The organism is Sulfitobacter aestuarii (genome assembly GCF_042685005.1).
Lineage (GTDB): Bacteria > Pseudomonadota > Alphaproteobacteria > Rhodobacterales > Rhodobacteraceae > Sulfitobacter > Sulfitobacter aestuarii.
The window spans coordinates 52998-65865 of record NZ_JBHUMP010000003.1; the positions used below are offsets into that span (position 1 = coordinate 52998).

Below are 12868 nucleotides of genomic sequence, written 5' to 3' on the forward strand. Positions count from 1 at the left end.
CAGAGCCGGGGCCGGCATGGCGGCCATGTGACCGGCGCCGGGTCGGGCGGCGTCAATCCGGCAGGTCGAAGACCTGGCCGGGGTAGATCAGATCTGGGTTGCGGATCGCGGTGCTGTTGGCCTCGAACACCCGCACGAAGAGCAGCCCGTCGCCGTAGCGCGCCCGCGAGATCGCCCAGAGCGTGTCGCCGCGTTGCACGGTCACGGCGCTGAGCGGGCCGTCCTGCCCGGCCCCGGCGGCGGCGAGCGCGGCGGCGGATTCGCGTTTGAACGGGGTTTCGACGCGGCTGATCACGTCGCCTGACGCGCCCATCTCGTCCACCCTGAGCGTGTAGATCCCGGCATCGACCTGGGGCAGTTCACCGCGCCAGCGCCCGGAGTTGTCCACGGCGAGGTCGATCACCGCGTCATTGTCGAGATAGATACGCACGTGGCGCGCCTCGGGCTGGGCGCGCCCGGCGAGCTGGACTTCACCGCTGTCGGCATAGCTGATCGCATCAAGCGCCACGCGGGACATGACCTGGGGTGCGGCGGGCTGCATGACCTCGATGCCGTCGGGGGTGGATTTCAGCAGCGCGACGGGGGCGTCGGGCTCCGTGGCCTCGCCGGGTTGCGTGCTCGCGGTGACGGTCGGTGGTGCAGAATCGGATGGGTCGGCTTCGGCGGCGGTGGTGGCGGGAGATGCCGTGTCAGCCGGGGGGGCCTCTGCGGTTTGGGTGGCGGGGTGTTCGGTTCTGGCGTCGGGGTGCTGCTCTGCCGGGATTGCCTCGGCCAGTTCGACGGATTGTTCCGGTGCCGCCTTGCTGGGGGCCAGGATGATGTCGTCCTGCGAGGCGATACGTTCGCCGTCGAGCTCCTGCGTCAGGCTCAGGACATGGCCCTGCCCGTCACTTGGCAATTGGGCGACAGCGGCGAAACGGCCCTGCGCATCGGCCTGGGCCGCGCCGACCGGGGCGCCGTCCTGCAGGAGTTCGATCCGCGCGCCCGGGGCGGCGCGGCCGGCGATGACGGTGAGCCCGTCGGGCTCGCGGCGGACCTCGTCGAAGGCCGGGGCCGGGAGCTTGGGCGGTGCAGACACAGAAGGCGTGTCAGGGGTGGCCTGCGCTGTCGGCTGGCCGACGTCGGCCTCGGGCCGTGCTGTCGTGTCGGGCAGCTGCGCGGCGCGGTCGGGGGCCTCGTTGAGCGGGCTGCGCGGCAGGAAGGCCCAGAGCGCCAGCGCCGTGATCGCGAGACCCGTTGCGCCGAGCAGCATCGGCGCGCTGCGAATACCTGATGCGGATATGGCCATTGCCGATTGCCCCCGTAGTTGAGCCTTTCTGGCAGGCAGGATAACACGGGGCAGAAACCCGGCACCATGCAAAGCGCATTTTTCCGTCGATTAGCCCCTGAACAAGGATTCCCCGATGAACCAGAAATCTGTCTGCATCTATTGCGGATCGCGCCCCGGCAACGATCCGGCCTTCACCGCCGATGCCGAGGTGCTCGGTGTCGGTCTGGCGCAGAACGGCTGGCGGCTGGTCTATGGCGCGGGGGATGTCGGGCTGATGGGCAGCGTGGCGCGGGCCGCGCAGGCGGCGGGGGCGGATACTTTCGGGGTGATCCCGCAGCATCTGGTGGCCTGGGAGGTCGGCAAGAGCGATCTGTCACGCTATGTGGTGACCGAGACCATGCATGAACGCAAGAAGGTGATGTTCATGAATTGCGACGCGGTGGTGGTGCTGCCCGGCGGTGCGGGGTCGCTCGATGAGCTGTTCGAAGTGTTGACCTGGCGCCAGATCGGCCTGCATGAGAAGCCGATATTCATCGTGAATACAAATGGTTACTGGGCACCCTTCATGCAGATGATCGAGCATGTGGTGGCGCATGGCTTTGCCGAGGAAAGCCTGCTGTCCTATATCACCCCGGTGCCGGACGCGGCGACCGCCCTCACCGCCCTGCGCCGCGCCCTGTCCTGACCGAAGGCGCTGGCGGAATAGAGCGCCAGCGCGCACCAGATCAGCGCGAAGGTGATCATGTGCCAGCCGGTCAGCGGCTCGGCGAAGAGCAGCACGGCGCAGAAGAATTGCAGCGTCGGGTTGAGATAGGAGAGCAATCCGGCGGTGGCCATGGTCAGGCGGCGCGCGGCATAGGAGAACAGGATCAGCGGCACCGCGGTCAGCGGTCCGGCGCAGATCAGCATCAGCGTATCGCGCGTCGAGGCGCCGAAATGACCGGCGCCGCTGTGGTGGGATTGCCACAGTACCAGCGCCGCGACAGGGCTGAGCAGCAGCACTTCGGCGGAGACGGAGACCACCGGGCCAACATCGAGCTGCTTTTTCATCAGCCCGTAGGCCGAGAAGCTTCCCGCCAGGCTCAGCGCCACCCAAGGCGCGGTGCCAAGGCCGTAGGTCAACAGCGAGACCCCGAGGGCGGCCAGCGCCACGGCCAGCCATTGCAGCGGCGCGAGGCGTTCGGCAAAGACGATGCGGCCGAGCAGCACCGCCAGCAGCGGGAAGACGTAATAGCCAAGCGCGGCTTCTGTGGCATGGCCCGATTGCACGGACCAGATGAACATGAACCAATTGGCGGAGATCATCAGCGTCGCGAAGGCGATGATCGCAAGGGCCCGCCGCCCCTGCATCGCCCGGATCATCGCAGGCAGGCGGCGCTGCGCGGAGAGGATGAGGATGAAGAAGACCAGCGACCAGATGGTGCGATGGGCCAACACCTCCAGCGGCGGGACATGGGAGAGGGATTTGTAGAAGATCGAGGACAGGCCCCAGATCGTGCAGGTCGCGATCATCGCGATCAGACCCTTGAAACTTTCCGACATTCTGCGCCCCTTGAACCTGCCGCGCCTCCCTTGTGACGGGAAGCGCGACCGGGGCCAAGGGGTCAGCCCTTGTTGAGTTCGTTCACGACGATCTTTTCGATATCGTCGATCGGGTGATTGGTCAGGGTCTTGGGCACTTCGCCAAGGATCTTGTCGCTGACCTCCTGGTGCAGCTCCTGGCGCAACTCGCCGAGCGTGCCGGGGTCCGCGACTAGGACGATCGAATCGAAATTGCCCTTATGCGCCTGTTTATAGAGGATATCGGCGAGTTCATGGGCGAAGCGATCCTTGGCGAGCTGGTGCCAGTCCGTGTCCTCGACCGCCGAGCGGTGCACCGAGGGGCCGTCGTTGAACCGCCCGCGCCGGTTGGCGGCCTGTTCGCGGTTCGGCGGGTTCTCCTGCTCTTCCTTGCGCACGACGTTGAGGAAAGGGTCCTCACCGTCGGTCTGGTTTTCCAGGAACAGCGCCTTCTCGCCATCGGCGATCAGCACCCAGGTGCCGTTTTTTAGTTTGCTCATTCGGATTCTCCATGGTTGCGCTTGTCGGCACCGGTGACACGGGTGCTGCCCGCCGGGCGTTCGGTGCTGCGCTTTTCCTCGTCCCTTGTCGCGACATCGCGCTGCAGATTGCCGCCTTCGCGGCCCTGTTGCTGGGTCTCGGTCTTGTCACCCAAGACTTTCTCGCTGTCCTTGCTGCCGTCCTTGGATCTGTGACGATCGGCCATCGGAACCTCCTTCGCTGCGTGTGACTTCACCGGATCAACGCCGGTGCTTCGGGTCTGTTCCAAGGCAAACGCCCCGCAGTGGGGCTGCGGGGCGTTCGGCCCTGTCGGGCGATGGGGAATGCGAGGGCGTAAGCCCCGGCGCGGGAGTTACATGCGCGAGGCGACGTTTTCCCAGTTCACCAGCTTGTCGAGGAAGTTGGTGAGGTAATCCGGACGGGCATTGCGGAAGTCGATGTAATAGGAATGTTCCCAGACATCGCAGCCGAGCAGCGCGGTCTGGCCGAAGCAGACCGGGTTGACGCCGTTTTCGGTCTTGGTGACCTTCAGGCCGCCATCGGTATCCTTGACCAGCCAGGCCCAGCCGGAGCCGAACTGACCGGCACCCGCCGCCTTGAACTCGTCCTTGAAATTGTCGACCGAGCCGAAGCTGTCGCTGATCGCCTTTTCCAGTTCGCCGGGCATCTTGCTGTCTTCGGGGCTCATCATCTCCCAGAACTGGTTGTGGTTCCAGAGCTGGCTGATGTTGTTGAAGATACCGTTCTGGGCCACGGCCTTGGGATCATAGGTGCCCTTGATGATCTCCTCGAGCGACTTGCCCTCCCATTCGGTGCCCTCGATGGCCTTGTTGCCATTGGTCACATAGGCGTTGTGGTGCTTGTCGTGGTGGTATTCCAGCGTTTCCTTCGACATGCCCTTGGATGCCAGCGCATCGTGAGCGTAAGGGAGATCGGGAAGTTGAAAAGCCATTGTTCGGCCTCCTCTTTTGGAATTGCGTCAGGGGCACATGACGGGGTCGGTGCCGCTTCGTCAAGTCCAACGCGAAGGTTTCGGCCTGTGTTCCAGACTTGCGACGGCTTGGCGCAGGGCGCGGTCGGGAGTGAGGGGCCGGCCCCTCACGCTCCCCGGAGTATTTTCGGCATAAAGAAGCCGGGCGCCGGCAGGGCGGCAGACGGGGCCGCCCCGGCCGGTTCATTTGGCGTAGAGGCCGACATCCGAGCCGGGCTGGGCGGCGATCTTCAGGAGGTCGAACATATATTGCGCCACCGAGCGGAAGCAGACGATCCGGAAGGTCTCGGGCTCCTGCAGCCAGAAGGCGGCCGGGACCTGGGCCATGCGGCTGCGGCGGAACATGCCCGGGGTGAAGGCGTAGGGGGAGAAATCCACCGGGGCGAGCTTGCCCATCACCTCGCGGGCATGGGGGCCGCCGAGCTCGAACACCGCGCGGGCGTCCGAGACATTTACCGCCAGGGCATGCAGCTGGGCGATGGCGCTGCGCAATGCGTCGAGCCTTTCGGCAACCTCGCCATAGGGGCAGAGGATCAGCAGCTCGTCGGGCGACATCCAGGCGATGCCGCCTTTCGCGTCGAAGCTGCATTGCCGCTGGCCGGGCAGATCGACGCCGCCCGCCTTGGCGGCGGCGCTGCGGATCGGGCTGGCGGCGAGATCGCCGCGCAGGGTGATCATGCCGAGCGGGCCGATCTCGTTGACCTCGGCGATGCCGGCGGCGTAGCCGGCGTTTCTCAGGGCGGTGACGGGCTCAGACATTCTGCTTTTCCCCTTCCTTGTCATAGAATACCGGGTCGACGATCCGGGCCTCGTAGGTCTTGCCATCGGTGCCCGGGAAGCGAAGCAGCTCGCCCATGCGGTCGGGACCGCGATGCACCAGCCCCATGGCGATGCCCTTGCCGAGGGTCGGCGAGTGATAGGTGGAGGTCACCCTGCCCTGGATGTTGCGCTGGCCGTTGGCGTTCTTGCCCTCGGCCACCGCATAGGCACCATCGGGCAGCGTGCTGCCGTCGGTGGTTTCGAGCCCGACCAGCTTCCAGCGCTCGGGATCGGCCATGTGGCTGCGGGCCTGGGCGCGTTTGCCCAAGTAATCTTCCTTCTTCTTGGAGATCGCCCAGTTCAGGCCGAGATCCTGCGGGATCACCGTGCCGTCGGTCTCGTCGCCGATCATGATGAAGCCCTTCTCGGCGCGCAGGATATGCAGGCATTCGGTGCCATAGGGCATCACACCGAGGTCGTGACCCGCCACCATCAGCGCGTCCCAGAAGGCCTGGCCATGGCTGGCATCGACGGCGATCTCGTAGGACAGCTCGCCCGAGAAGGAAATCCGGTAGACCCGGACCCTGAAGCCGCCGAGTTCCCCGTCGGCCCATTCCATGAAGCCGAGCGCGTCCCTGGAGACATCCATGCCGCCGAGCTTTTCGAGGCATTTGCGGGCGTTGGGGCCGACCACGGCGATCTGGGCATATTGCTCGGTGACATTGGCGACATAGACGTCCCAGTCCCACCATTCGGTCTGCAGCCATTCTTCCATATGACCGTGGATGCTTTCGGCGCCGCCGGTGGTGGTGTGGCAGAGGAAGGTGTCCTCGTCGATCCGCGCCACCACGCCGTCGTCGATCAGGAAGCCGTTTTCCGAGCACATCAGCCCGTAGCGGCATTTGCCCGGTTTCAGGGTGGACATCATGTTGGTGTAGAGCATGTCGAGGAACTTGCCCGCATCCGGGCCCTTGACGATGATCTTGCCCAGCGTCGAGGCATCGAGCATGCCCATTTTCTGGCGGGTGTTGACGACTTCGCGCATCACCGCGTCATGGGTGCTTTCCTCGCCGCGCAGATAGGCATAGGGGCGACGCCATTGGCCGACCGGCTCGAAGATCGCGCCATTGCGTTCGTGCCAAGGGTGCATCGGGGTGCGGCGGATCGGCTGGAACACCGGGCCGCGGGCCTCGCCCGCGATGGAGGCCATCGAGATCGGGTGATAGGGCGGGCGGAAGGTGGTGGTGCCGACGCTGGGGATCTCGGCGTTGAGCGCCCCGGCGAGGGTCGCCAACCCGTTGATGTTGCTGAGCTTGCCCTGATCGGTGGCCATGCCGAGCGTGGTGTAGCGCTTGGCATGTTCGACCGAGACGAAGCCTTCCTGGGCGGCGAGGCGCACGTCGGAGACCTTGACGTCGTTCTGATAATCGAGCCAGGCCTTCTCGCGCAGCTTGGCGCCCGCCCCCTGCGGCATCAGCCAGACCGGGGCCATCGGGGTTTCCTCGCGCCGTTCGGCGACCGGTGCGGTGCTGTCCTTGGGCAGTTTGAAGCCGAGGGTGGTGGCGACGCCTTCGGCGGCACCGTGGGCGTCGTGCAGCACGTCATCGAGGGCGAAGACCCCGGCGGCGGCCCCGGCGGCGGTGACGAAGCCGAGACCATCGGCGCCGATCGGCGGGTGGTTGGTGTCGGGGCTGAAACAGGCATGACCCGCGTCCCAGCGCAGCTTGCCGCCGCAATGGGACCACAGATGCACCACCGGCGACCAGCCGCCGGACATGGCGACGGCATCGCAGGCGATCTCTTCGAGCACCGCGCCCTCTCCGGCCTGCGAGCAGATCGCCACGCCGGTGACGCGTTTGCCGCCTTTGACCGAGGCGATGCCGTGGCCCATCAGCACCCGGATGCCGAGCGCCTTGGCTTCGCTCATCAGCGCGCTGTCCTGGGGCAGCACCCGCGCGTCGATCACCGCGGGCACGTCGAGACCGGCCTTTTTCAGCGCGATGGCCGTGAGATAGGCATTGTCGTTGTTGGTGACGACCACGGTGCGGTCGCCCGCGGAGACGCCGTAATTGACCAGGTAGTCGCGCAGCGAGGCGGCGAGCATGACGCCGGGGATGTCGTTGCCCGCAAAGCTGAGCGGCCGTTCCAGCGCGCCGGTGGCGGTGATCACGTGACCGGCGCGAATGCGCCAGAGCCGGTGGCGCGGGCCCGGTGCCTGCGGCGCGTGGTCAGTGAGGCGTTCATAGCCGAGCACGTAGCCGTGGTCATAGACCCCTGCCCCCATGGTGCGGCTTCGCAGCTCGACATTCTCCATGCCCTGCAGCTCGGCGAGGATCTCCTTGACGAAGGCCTCGGTGGATCTGCCGTCGATGCTGCCGCCATCGACCGGGGCGCGGCCGCCCCAATGGGCGCTCTGTTCGATCAACAACACCTTGGCGCCGCTGCGTCCGGCGGTGCGGGCGGCTTCGAGCCCGGCGACGCCGCCGCCGATCACCAGCACGTCGCAAAAGGCGTGGAAATGCTCGTAGGTATCGGCATCCGCGGTTTTCGGCGCCTTGCCGAGGCCCGCCGAATGGCGGATGATCGGCTCGTAGACATGTTTCCAGGCGGCGCGCGGATACATGAACATCTTGTAATAGAAGCCCGCGGGCAGAAAGCGGCTCAGGTGTTTGTTGATCGCGCCGACGTCGAATTCCAGGCTTGGCCAGTGGTTCTGGCTGCTGGCTTCGAGCCCGTCGAAAAGCTCGGTCGTGGTGCTGCGCTGGTTGGGCTCGAAACGGCCCTCGCGGCCGAGGTTGACCAGCGCGTTGGGCTCTTCGGGACCGGCGGCGACGATGCCGCGGGGGCGGTGATACTTGAACGAGCGGCCGACCAGCATCTGGTCGTTGGCCAGCAGCGCCGAGGCCAGCGTATCGCCTTCAAAGCCCTGCAGCTGCTTGCCGTTGAAGGAAAAGCTGACCGCTCTGGATTTGTTCAACAGGCGGCCACCTGTAGCAAGACGGGTGCTCATGAGAGGGGCTCCTTGGCTGGGCGAAGGTCGGGATATTGAGTATTTGCGGCAAGAAGAAACATCAGTCGGCCTGCGACCAGTCGGGGCGGCGTTCCTTGATGGCGCTGAGGATCTCGGCGGTCGGCTCGTAGGTCTGGGCCGCATAGCTGCCGAAGACTTCGAGGGTCACCGTGTCGCGGGCGACGTGGAACCACTTGCCGCAGCCGTTGTTGTGGCGCCAGCGCTCGAAATGCACGCCCTTGGGGTTGGCGCGCATGAACAGGTATTGTTCGAATTCATCGTCCGAGGACCCCGGGCCGTGGCGTTTCAGATGGGCCTCGCCACCGGCGTGGAATTCGGTCTCTTCGGCGGTCACACCGCAGGCGGGACAGGTCAGGATCAGCATGGGACACTCCTGTGATTGGGTCGGGTGTGAAGGGGGCGGGGAAACGCGAAGAGGCCAGCCCCCGGGCGGGAGCCAGCCTCTGTCGCGATCACGGGGATCGGATGGGTGGTGTCAGTCGACGACGGGTTCGTCGACAGCGTCGGCCGTGCCTTCGGCAGCGCCTTCGATGGCGTCGCCGGTGTCTTCGGCAGCTCCTTCGATCGCAGTGCCGGTATCTTCGGCAGTGCCTTCGATGGTGACATCGACGTCATCGGCGGTATCGACCGGTGCATCGGCGTCGCCGCCGACGAAGAGGAAATAGGCGATGATGGCGACAATGACCACGAGCGCACCGATGATGAAGCCCATGCTCGAGCCGCCGGTCGTGGTGGTTGTGGTCGTTGTGGTGTGGTCCGACGTGGTGTGGTCGGTGCGGTTGTCGCGGTCGGGTTGTACCATGATTGAGCTCCAGTATTCCAAGGTTCTGGATGCTCAACGCCGCTGCGCGCGGCAATGTTCCCCGCCCCTGCCCTTGTAATCGGCTGGAAATTGCTCATGAGGATCCGCGACATGATCAATGCGCCACGCCGGCGGCGACGCTTTCGTCGATGAAGCGGCCTTCCTGGAAGCGGTTGAGGCCGAAGGACTCGGTCAGCGGCGAATGGCCCTTGGCCATCAGCTCGGCGAAGCCCCAGCCCGAGCCGGGGATCGCCTTGAAACCGCCGGTGCCCCAGCCGCCGTTGATGAAAATCCCCTCGACCGGGGTTTTGGACAGGATCGGCGAGCGGTCGCCGGTGACATCGACGATGCCGCCCCATTGGCGCAGCATCTTGAGGCGCGAGACCATCGGGAAGGTTTCCACGAGGGCGCGCACGGTTTCCTCGATATGGTGGAAGGCGCCGCGCTGGGTGTAGTTGTTGTAACCGTCGGTGCCGCCGCCGATCACCATCTCGCCCTTGTCGGACTGGCTCATGTAGCCATGCACGGTATTGGCCATCACCACCACGTCCATACAGGGCTTGATCGGTTCGGAGACCAGCGCCTGCAGCGCCACGGATTCGATCGGCAGGCGGAAACCGGCCATGTCGGCGAGATGGCCGGAATGGCCCGCCACCACCATGCCGAGCTTGTCGCAATCGATGTCGCCGCGGTTGGTCGAGACGCCGACCACCTTGCCGCCCGCCTGGCGGATGCCGGTGACCTCGCATTTCTGGATGATGTCCATGCCCATGTCCGAACAGGCCCGCGCATAGCCCCAGGCCACCGCGTCATGGCGCGCGGTGCCGCCGCGCGATTGCCAGAGCCCGCCGAGCACCGGGTAGCGCGGGCCATCGAGATTGATGATCGGCACCAGTTTCTTGACCTTCTCGGGGCTGATGAACTCGGTCGGCACGCCTTGCAGCGCATTGGCATGGGCGGTGCGCTTGTAGCCGCGCACCTCGTGTTCGGTCTGGGCCAGCATGATCACGCCGCGCGGAGAGAACATGACGTTGTAGTTCAGATCCTGGCTCATCGTCTCGTAGAGGCTGCGCGATTTTTCGTAGATCGCCGCCGAGGGGTCCTGCAGGTAGTTGGAGCGGATGATCGTGGTATTGCGCCCGGTGTTGCCGCCGCCGAGCCAGCCCTTCTCCAGCACCGCGACATTGGTGATGCCGAAATTCTTGCCGAGGTAATAGGCGGTGGCCAGGCCATGACCACCGGCGCCGACGATGATCACGTCATAGCGTTTCTTGGGCTGGGCATCGCGCCAGGCGCGGTTCCAGCCGGTATGGTGGCGCATTGCCTCGCGGGCCACGGCAAAGACGGAATATTTCTTCATTGGGCGTTCCCCGGCGTCAGAAGCGATGGATTCGCACGGGAGTGTGCGTTGCTCTTGTTCTGGGTCGCGGGGGGAAATTGCAGGATACCCTTCGCGACGAGTTCGCGGCTTTTTGCGACAGGGCGCGAAATTGCGGCGCGTGCCGCTCGGCTGCATCAATTTGGCCTCTTTTGTCACCAGCGGCCAGCGGATAGACAGGCGCCATGACAGCTGACAGGCAGAGTACATGATCTTCTGGGCGATCACCCTTGCAATGGCGGTGCTGGTGGCGCTGCTGCTGGCCCGCGCGCTGCGCCGCGATACCGGAGCGCAGCCGGTCGAGGCCGCGGAATATGACCTGAAGGTCTATCGCGACCAGCTGGCGGAGGTCGAACGCGATCTGGCCCGCGGATTGCTTTCCCAGGAGGACGCGCAGCGCGCGCGGACCGAGATCTCGCGGCGGATCCTGGCGGCGGATGCGGCCGGGCAAGCGCGGATGACGGCGGGGGGCGGTCCGAACCGAATGTTGCTGGCGCTGCTGGTGCTGGTGCTGGTGGGCGGGTCGCTCGCGCTTTATTGGCAGCTCGGCCAGCCGGGCTACGGCGATCTGGCGCTGGCCGATCGCATCGAACGGGCCGAGCAAGCGCGGCGCAACCGGCCGGATCAGGCCACGGCCGAGGCCGGAATGCCCGCAACACCCGGCGTGTCCGAGGCCGAGGCGAGCGCGCAATATCTCGAACTGCTGGAGAAGCTGCGCAACACGGTTGCCGGGCGGCCCGATGATCTGGAAGGCCACCGCCTGCTGGCGCAGAGCGAGGCGGGGCTCGGCAATTTCGCCGCCGCGGCGCGCGCCCAGGCTTCGGTGCTCCGCATCCGCGGCGAGGAGGCCGGGGTGGCCGAGCTGGTGGATTATGCGGAGCTGCTGATCCAGGCGGCGGGAGGCTATGTCTCGCCCGAGGCCGAGGCGGTGCTGCAGGAGATCCTGACCCGTGAGCGGGACAATGGCGTGGCGCTCTATTACGCGGGGTTGATGATGTTGCAGACCGGGCGGCCCGACGTGACCCTGCGCTATTGGGACGGGCTGCTGCGCCGGGGGCCCGAGGAGGCGCCCTGGATCGCGCCGATCAAGGCGCAGATCGGCGGCGTCGCGGAGCTGGCCGGGGTGCGCTATGACCTGCCGAGCATCGGCAGCGGCGCGGCGCGCGGACCCTCCGCCGAGGATATCGCCAATGCCGCCGGGATGGATGCGACCGAGCGGATGGAGATGATCGGCGGCATGGTTGCCGGGCTTTCGGACCGGCTGGCCAGCGAGGGGGGGCCGCCGCAGGACTGGGCGCGGCTTATCACCTCGCTGGCGGTGATCGGCGACAGCGATCAGGCGCTGGCGGTCTATCAGAATGCGATGCAGGTCTTTGCCGGGGAGCCGGACGCGCTCGACGTGATCCGCGCCGCCGGGGACCGGGCGGGAGTGGCGGAATGATCCATGAGGATATCGGGGATTTCGCCGCGGCGCTGCCGCCGATGCAGGCGCTGATCGGGCTGGATCTCGGCGAGAAGACCATCGGCGTGGCGGTGAGCGACAATTTCCTCAGCGTGGCGACGCCGCTGGAGACGGTGCGGCGGCGCAAGTTCACGCTGGATGCGGCGCGGCTGCTGGAGATCATCGCGGCCCGGCGGATCGGCGGGCTGATCCTCGGGTTGCCGCGCAACATGGACGGCAGCGAGGGACCGCGCTGTCAATCGACCCGGGCCTTCGCGCGCAATCTGGAACGGCTGCACGAGCTGCCGATCTCCTTCTGGGACGAACGGCTCAGTACCGTGGCCGCCGAACGCGCCTTGCTGGAGGCGGATACCACCCGGAAACGTCGCGCCGAGGTGATCGATCATGTGGCGGCGGGGTATATCCTGCAGGGGGTGCTGGACCGGCTGGCGGTGCTGCGCCGCGAGGAGGAGAGCCGATGAGCGACGACATCTGGAAGCGCGACGAGATCGAGAGCCCCTGCGTCAACATCTGCGTGGTGCATCCCGAGGCGCGGCTCTGCACCGGCTGCCTGCGCAGCATCGACGAGATCACCGGCTGGTCGCGGATGAGCAGCGAGGAGCGGCGCGTGGTGATGGCGGAATTGCCGCAGCGCGCGGAGCAGCTGCGCAAACGCCGCGGCGGGCGCGCGGCGCGGCTGAAACGCGGATCGTGAGGCGGCGGTCTTTGGCTGACCCCGTGATCTATCGCTGCTGACCGCGGATCGGCCTGTGAACGGGCCGGATGCCCCTCACCCGCGCCGGGCAACGCGGTAGAGGAAATCGAGTGCCAGGTCACAGGTTGCAGCGCCTTCCTGGCCGGTCGGGGCGTGGTTGGCATTGTCGGGAAAGCCGGGGAAACGGGCGAAGCCGATCTGCGCGTCTCCGGGGAAACTTCCGGTCAGGCGGAAAGCCTGCTCGCTGCTGTGGCGGGCGCTGCGGGCGTTGCAATAGGCCAGTGTCCCTTCCGCGCCGGTCACGATGGTCGCCATCCTTCATTCTCCCCCTTTGTTTCTCTCCTCGCGTCAATGATGCTTATTATCGCCGGGGAAGGCAACAATGCGGCCAGGCTGCGGCGATTGTTCGGATGTTGCATC

Annotated in this window: 15 protein-coding genes; 4 read left to right on the top strand and 11 right to left on the bottom strand. The window is 66.2% G+C overall.

Annotated elements, in window-relative coordinates; translation table 11 throughout:
- Window positions 1-52: 52 nt before the first annotated feature.
- Window positions 53-1288, bottom strand: a complete 1236-nt coding sequence (locus tag ACFSUD_RS04710; protein WP_386371977.1) for a LysM peptidoglycan-binding domain-containing protein — start codon at window positions 1286-1288, stop codon at window positions 53-55.
- A 115-nt stretch (window positions 1289-1403) separates the two neighbouring features.
- On the opposite strand from ACFSUD_RS04710, the gene ACFSUD_RS04715 reads away from it, so the two are divergent.
- The gene (locus tag ACFSUD_RS04715; RefSeq protein WP_386371978.1) at window positions 1404-1955 is read left to right on the top strand and encodes an LOG family protein; all 552 of its coding nucleotides are present in this window, start codon (window positions 1404-1406) and stop codon (window positions 1953-1955) included.
- Here ACFSUD_RS04715 and rarD read toward each other — a convergent pair.
- From rarD to ACFSUD_RS04760, 9 genes are all read right to left on the bottom strand, one after another.
- Entirely contained in the window at window positions 1892-2812 is a 921-nt protein-coding gene (gene rarD / locus ACFSUD_RS04720; protein WP_386371980.1) for an EamA family transporter RarD, read from the bottom strand. The genes ACFSUD_RS04715 and rarD overlap by 64 nt on opposite strands.
- A gap of 62 nt (window positions 2813-2874) precedes the next feature.
- The gene (locus ACFSUD_RS04725) at window positions 2875-3330 is read right to left on the bottom strand and encodes a host attachment family protein (RefSeq protein ID WP_386371982.1); all 456 of its coding nucleotides are present in this window, start codon (window positions 3328-3330) and stop codon (window positions 2875-2877) included.
- Complete coding sequence (locus ACFSUD_RS04730) at window positions 3327-3536, bottom strand: hypothetical protein (protein ID WP_386371984.1); 210 nt, start codon at window positions 3534-3536, stop codon at window positions 3327-3329. Before ACFSUD_RS04730 ends, ACFSUD_RS04725 begins: the two co-directional genes overlap by 4 nt.
- 147 nt (window positions 3537-3683) lie before the next feature.
- Window positions 3684-4283, bottom strand: coding sequence for a superoxide dismutase (locus tag ACFSUD_RS04735; protein WP_386371986.1), 600 nt, complete (start codon window positions 4281-4283; stop codon window positions 3684-3686).
- 222 nt (window positions 4284-4505) lie between these two features.
- Window positions 4506-5081, bottom strand: coding sequence for a sarcosine oxidase subunit gamma (locus tag ACFSUD_RS04740; protein ID WP_386371988.1), 576 nt, complete (start codon window positions 5079-5081; stop codon window positions 4506-4508).
- Window positions 5074-8091, bottom strand: a complete 3018-nt coding sequence (locus ACFSUD_RS04745) for a sarcosine oxidase subunit alpha family protein (protein WP_386371989.1) — start codon at window positions 8089-8091, stop codon at window positions 5074-5076. The genes ACFSUD_RS04740 and ACFSUD_RS04745 overlap by 8 nt, the downstream gene beginning before the upstream one ends.
- Window positions 8092-8152: 61 nt before the next feature.
- The gene (locus ACFSUD_RS04750) at window positions 8153-8476 is read right to left on the bottom strand and encodes a sarcosine oxidase subunit delta (RefSeq protein WP_386371991.1); all 324 of its coding nucleotides are present in this window, start codon (window positions 8474-8476) and stop codon (window positions 8153-8155) included.
- A gap of 111 nt (window positions 8477-8587) precedes the next feature.
- A complete protein-coding gene (locus tag ACFSUD_RS04755) occupies window positions 8588-8914 on the bottom strand; it encodes a hypothetical protein (RefSeq protein ID WP_386371992.1) in 327 nt (108 codons plus the stop codon).
- Between the two features lie 115 nt (window positions 8915-9029).
- Complete coding sequence (locus ACFSUD_RS04760; protein WP_386371994.1) at window positions 9030-10274, bottom strand: sarcosine oxidase subunit beta family protein; 1245 nt, start codon at window positions 10272-10274, stop codon at window positions 9030-9032.
- A gap of 226 nt (window positions 10275-10500) precedes the next feature.
- Between ACFSUD_RS04760 and ccmI the strand changes: the two genes are divergently transcribed.
- Genes ccmI through ACFSUD_RS04775 form a run of 3 tightly spaced genes read left to right on the top strand, consistent with a single transcriptional unit; the run spans window position 10501 to window position 12448 of the window.
- The gene (ccmI, locus tag ACFSUD_RS04765) at window positions 10501-11733 is read left to right on the top strand and encodes a c-type cytochrome biogenesis protein CcmI (RefSeq protein WP_386371995.1); all 1233 of its coding nucleotides are present in this window, start codon (window positions 10501-10503) and stop codon (window positions 11731-11733) included.
- Window positions 11730-12215 carry a Holliday junction resolvase RuvX gene (gene ruvX, locus ACFSUD_RS04770; RefSeq protein ID WP_386371997.1) on the top strand — a complete coding sequence of 162 codons (486 nt, stop codon included), beginning with the start codon at window positions 11730-11732 and terminating at the stop codon, window positions 12213-12215. Before ccmI ends, ruvX begins: the two co-directional genes overlap by 4 nt.
- On the top strand, window positions 12212-12448 hold the full coding sequence (locus tag ACFSUD_RS04775) for a DUF1289 domain-containing protein (protein ID WP_386371999.1): 237 nt from the start codon (window positions 12212-12214) through the stop codon (window positions 12446-12448). The genes ruvX and ACFSUD_RS04775 overlap by 4 nt, the downstream gene beginning before the upstream one ends.
- Window positions 12449-12523: 75 nt before the next feature.
- On the opposite strand, the gene ACFSUD_RS04780 is transcribed toward ACFSUD_RS04775, so the two are convergent.
- The gene (locus ACFSUD_RS04780; RefSeq protein ID WP_386372001.1) at window positions 12524-12763 is read right to left on the bottom strand and encodes a hypothetical protein; all 240 of its coding nucleotides are present in this window, start codon (window positions 12761-12763) and stop codon (window positions 12524-12526) included.
- Window positions 12764-12868 lie beyond the last annotated feature (105 nt).

Bases quoted from the DNA above. Each gene is read 5' to 3' on its own strand.
- ACFSUD_RS04710 (WP_386371977.1), bottom strand. From the start codon at position 1,288: ATGGCCATATCCGCATCAGGTATTCGCAGCGCGCCGATGCTGCTCGGC.
- ACFSUD_RS04715 (WP_386371978.1), top strand. From the start codon at position 1,404: ATGAACCAGAAATCTGTCTGCATCTATTGCGGATCGCGCCCCGGCAAC.
- rarD (WP_386371980.1), bottom strand. From the start codon at position 2,812: ATGTCGGAAAGTTTCAAGGGTCTGATCGCGATGATCGCGACCTGCACG.
- ACFSUD_RS04725 (WP_386371982.1), bottom strand. From the start codon at position 3,330: ATGAGCAAACTAAAAAACGGCACCTGGGTGCTGATCGCCGATGGCGAG.
- ACFSUD_RS04730 (WP_386371984.1), bottom strand. From the start codon at position 3,536: ATGGCCGATCGTCACAGATCCAAGGACGGCAGCAAGGACAGCGAGAAA.
- ACFSUD_RS04735 (WP_386371986.1), bottom strand. From the start codon at position 4,283: ATGGCTTTTCAACTTCCCGATCTCCCTTACGCTCACGATGCGCTGGCA.
- ACFSUD_RS04740 (WP_386371988.1), bottom strand. From the start codon at position 5,081: ATGTCTGAGCCCGTCACCGCCCTGAGAAACGCCGGCTACGCCGCCGGC.
- ACFSUD_RS04745 (WP_386371989.1), bottom strand. From the start codon at position 8,091: ATGAGCACCCGTCTTGCTACAGGTGGCCGCCTGTTGAACAAATCCAGA.
- ACFSUD_RS04750 (WP_386371991.1), bottom strand. From the start codon at position 8,476: ATGCTGATCCTGACCTGTCCCGCCTGCGGTGTGACCGCCGAAGAGACC.
- ACFSUD_RS04755 (WP_386371992.1), bottom strand. From the start codon at position 8,914: ATGGTACAACCCGACCGCGACAACCGCACCGACCACACCACGTCGGAC.
- ACFSUD_RS04760 (WP_386371994.1), bottom strand. From the start codon at position 10,274: ATGAAGAAATATTCCGTCTTTGCCGTGGCCCGCGAGGCAATGCGCCAC.
- ccmI (WP_386371995.1), top strand. From the start codon at position 10,501: ATGATCTTCTGGGCGATCACCCTTGCAATGGCGGTGCTGGTGGCGCTG.
- ruvX (WP_386371997.1), top strand. From the start codon at position 11,730: ATGATCCATGAGGATATCGGGGATTTCGCCGCGGCGCTGCCGCCGATG.
- ACFSUD_RS04775 (WP_386371999.1), top strand. From the start codon at position 12,212: ATGAGCGACGACATCTGGAAGCGCGACGAGATCGAGAGCCCCTGCGTC.
- ACFSUD_RS04780 (WP_386372001.1), bottom strand. From the start codon at position 12,763: ATGGCGACCATCGTGACCGGCGCGGAAGGGACACTGGCCTATTGCAAC.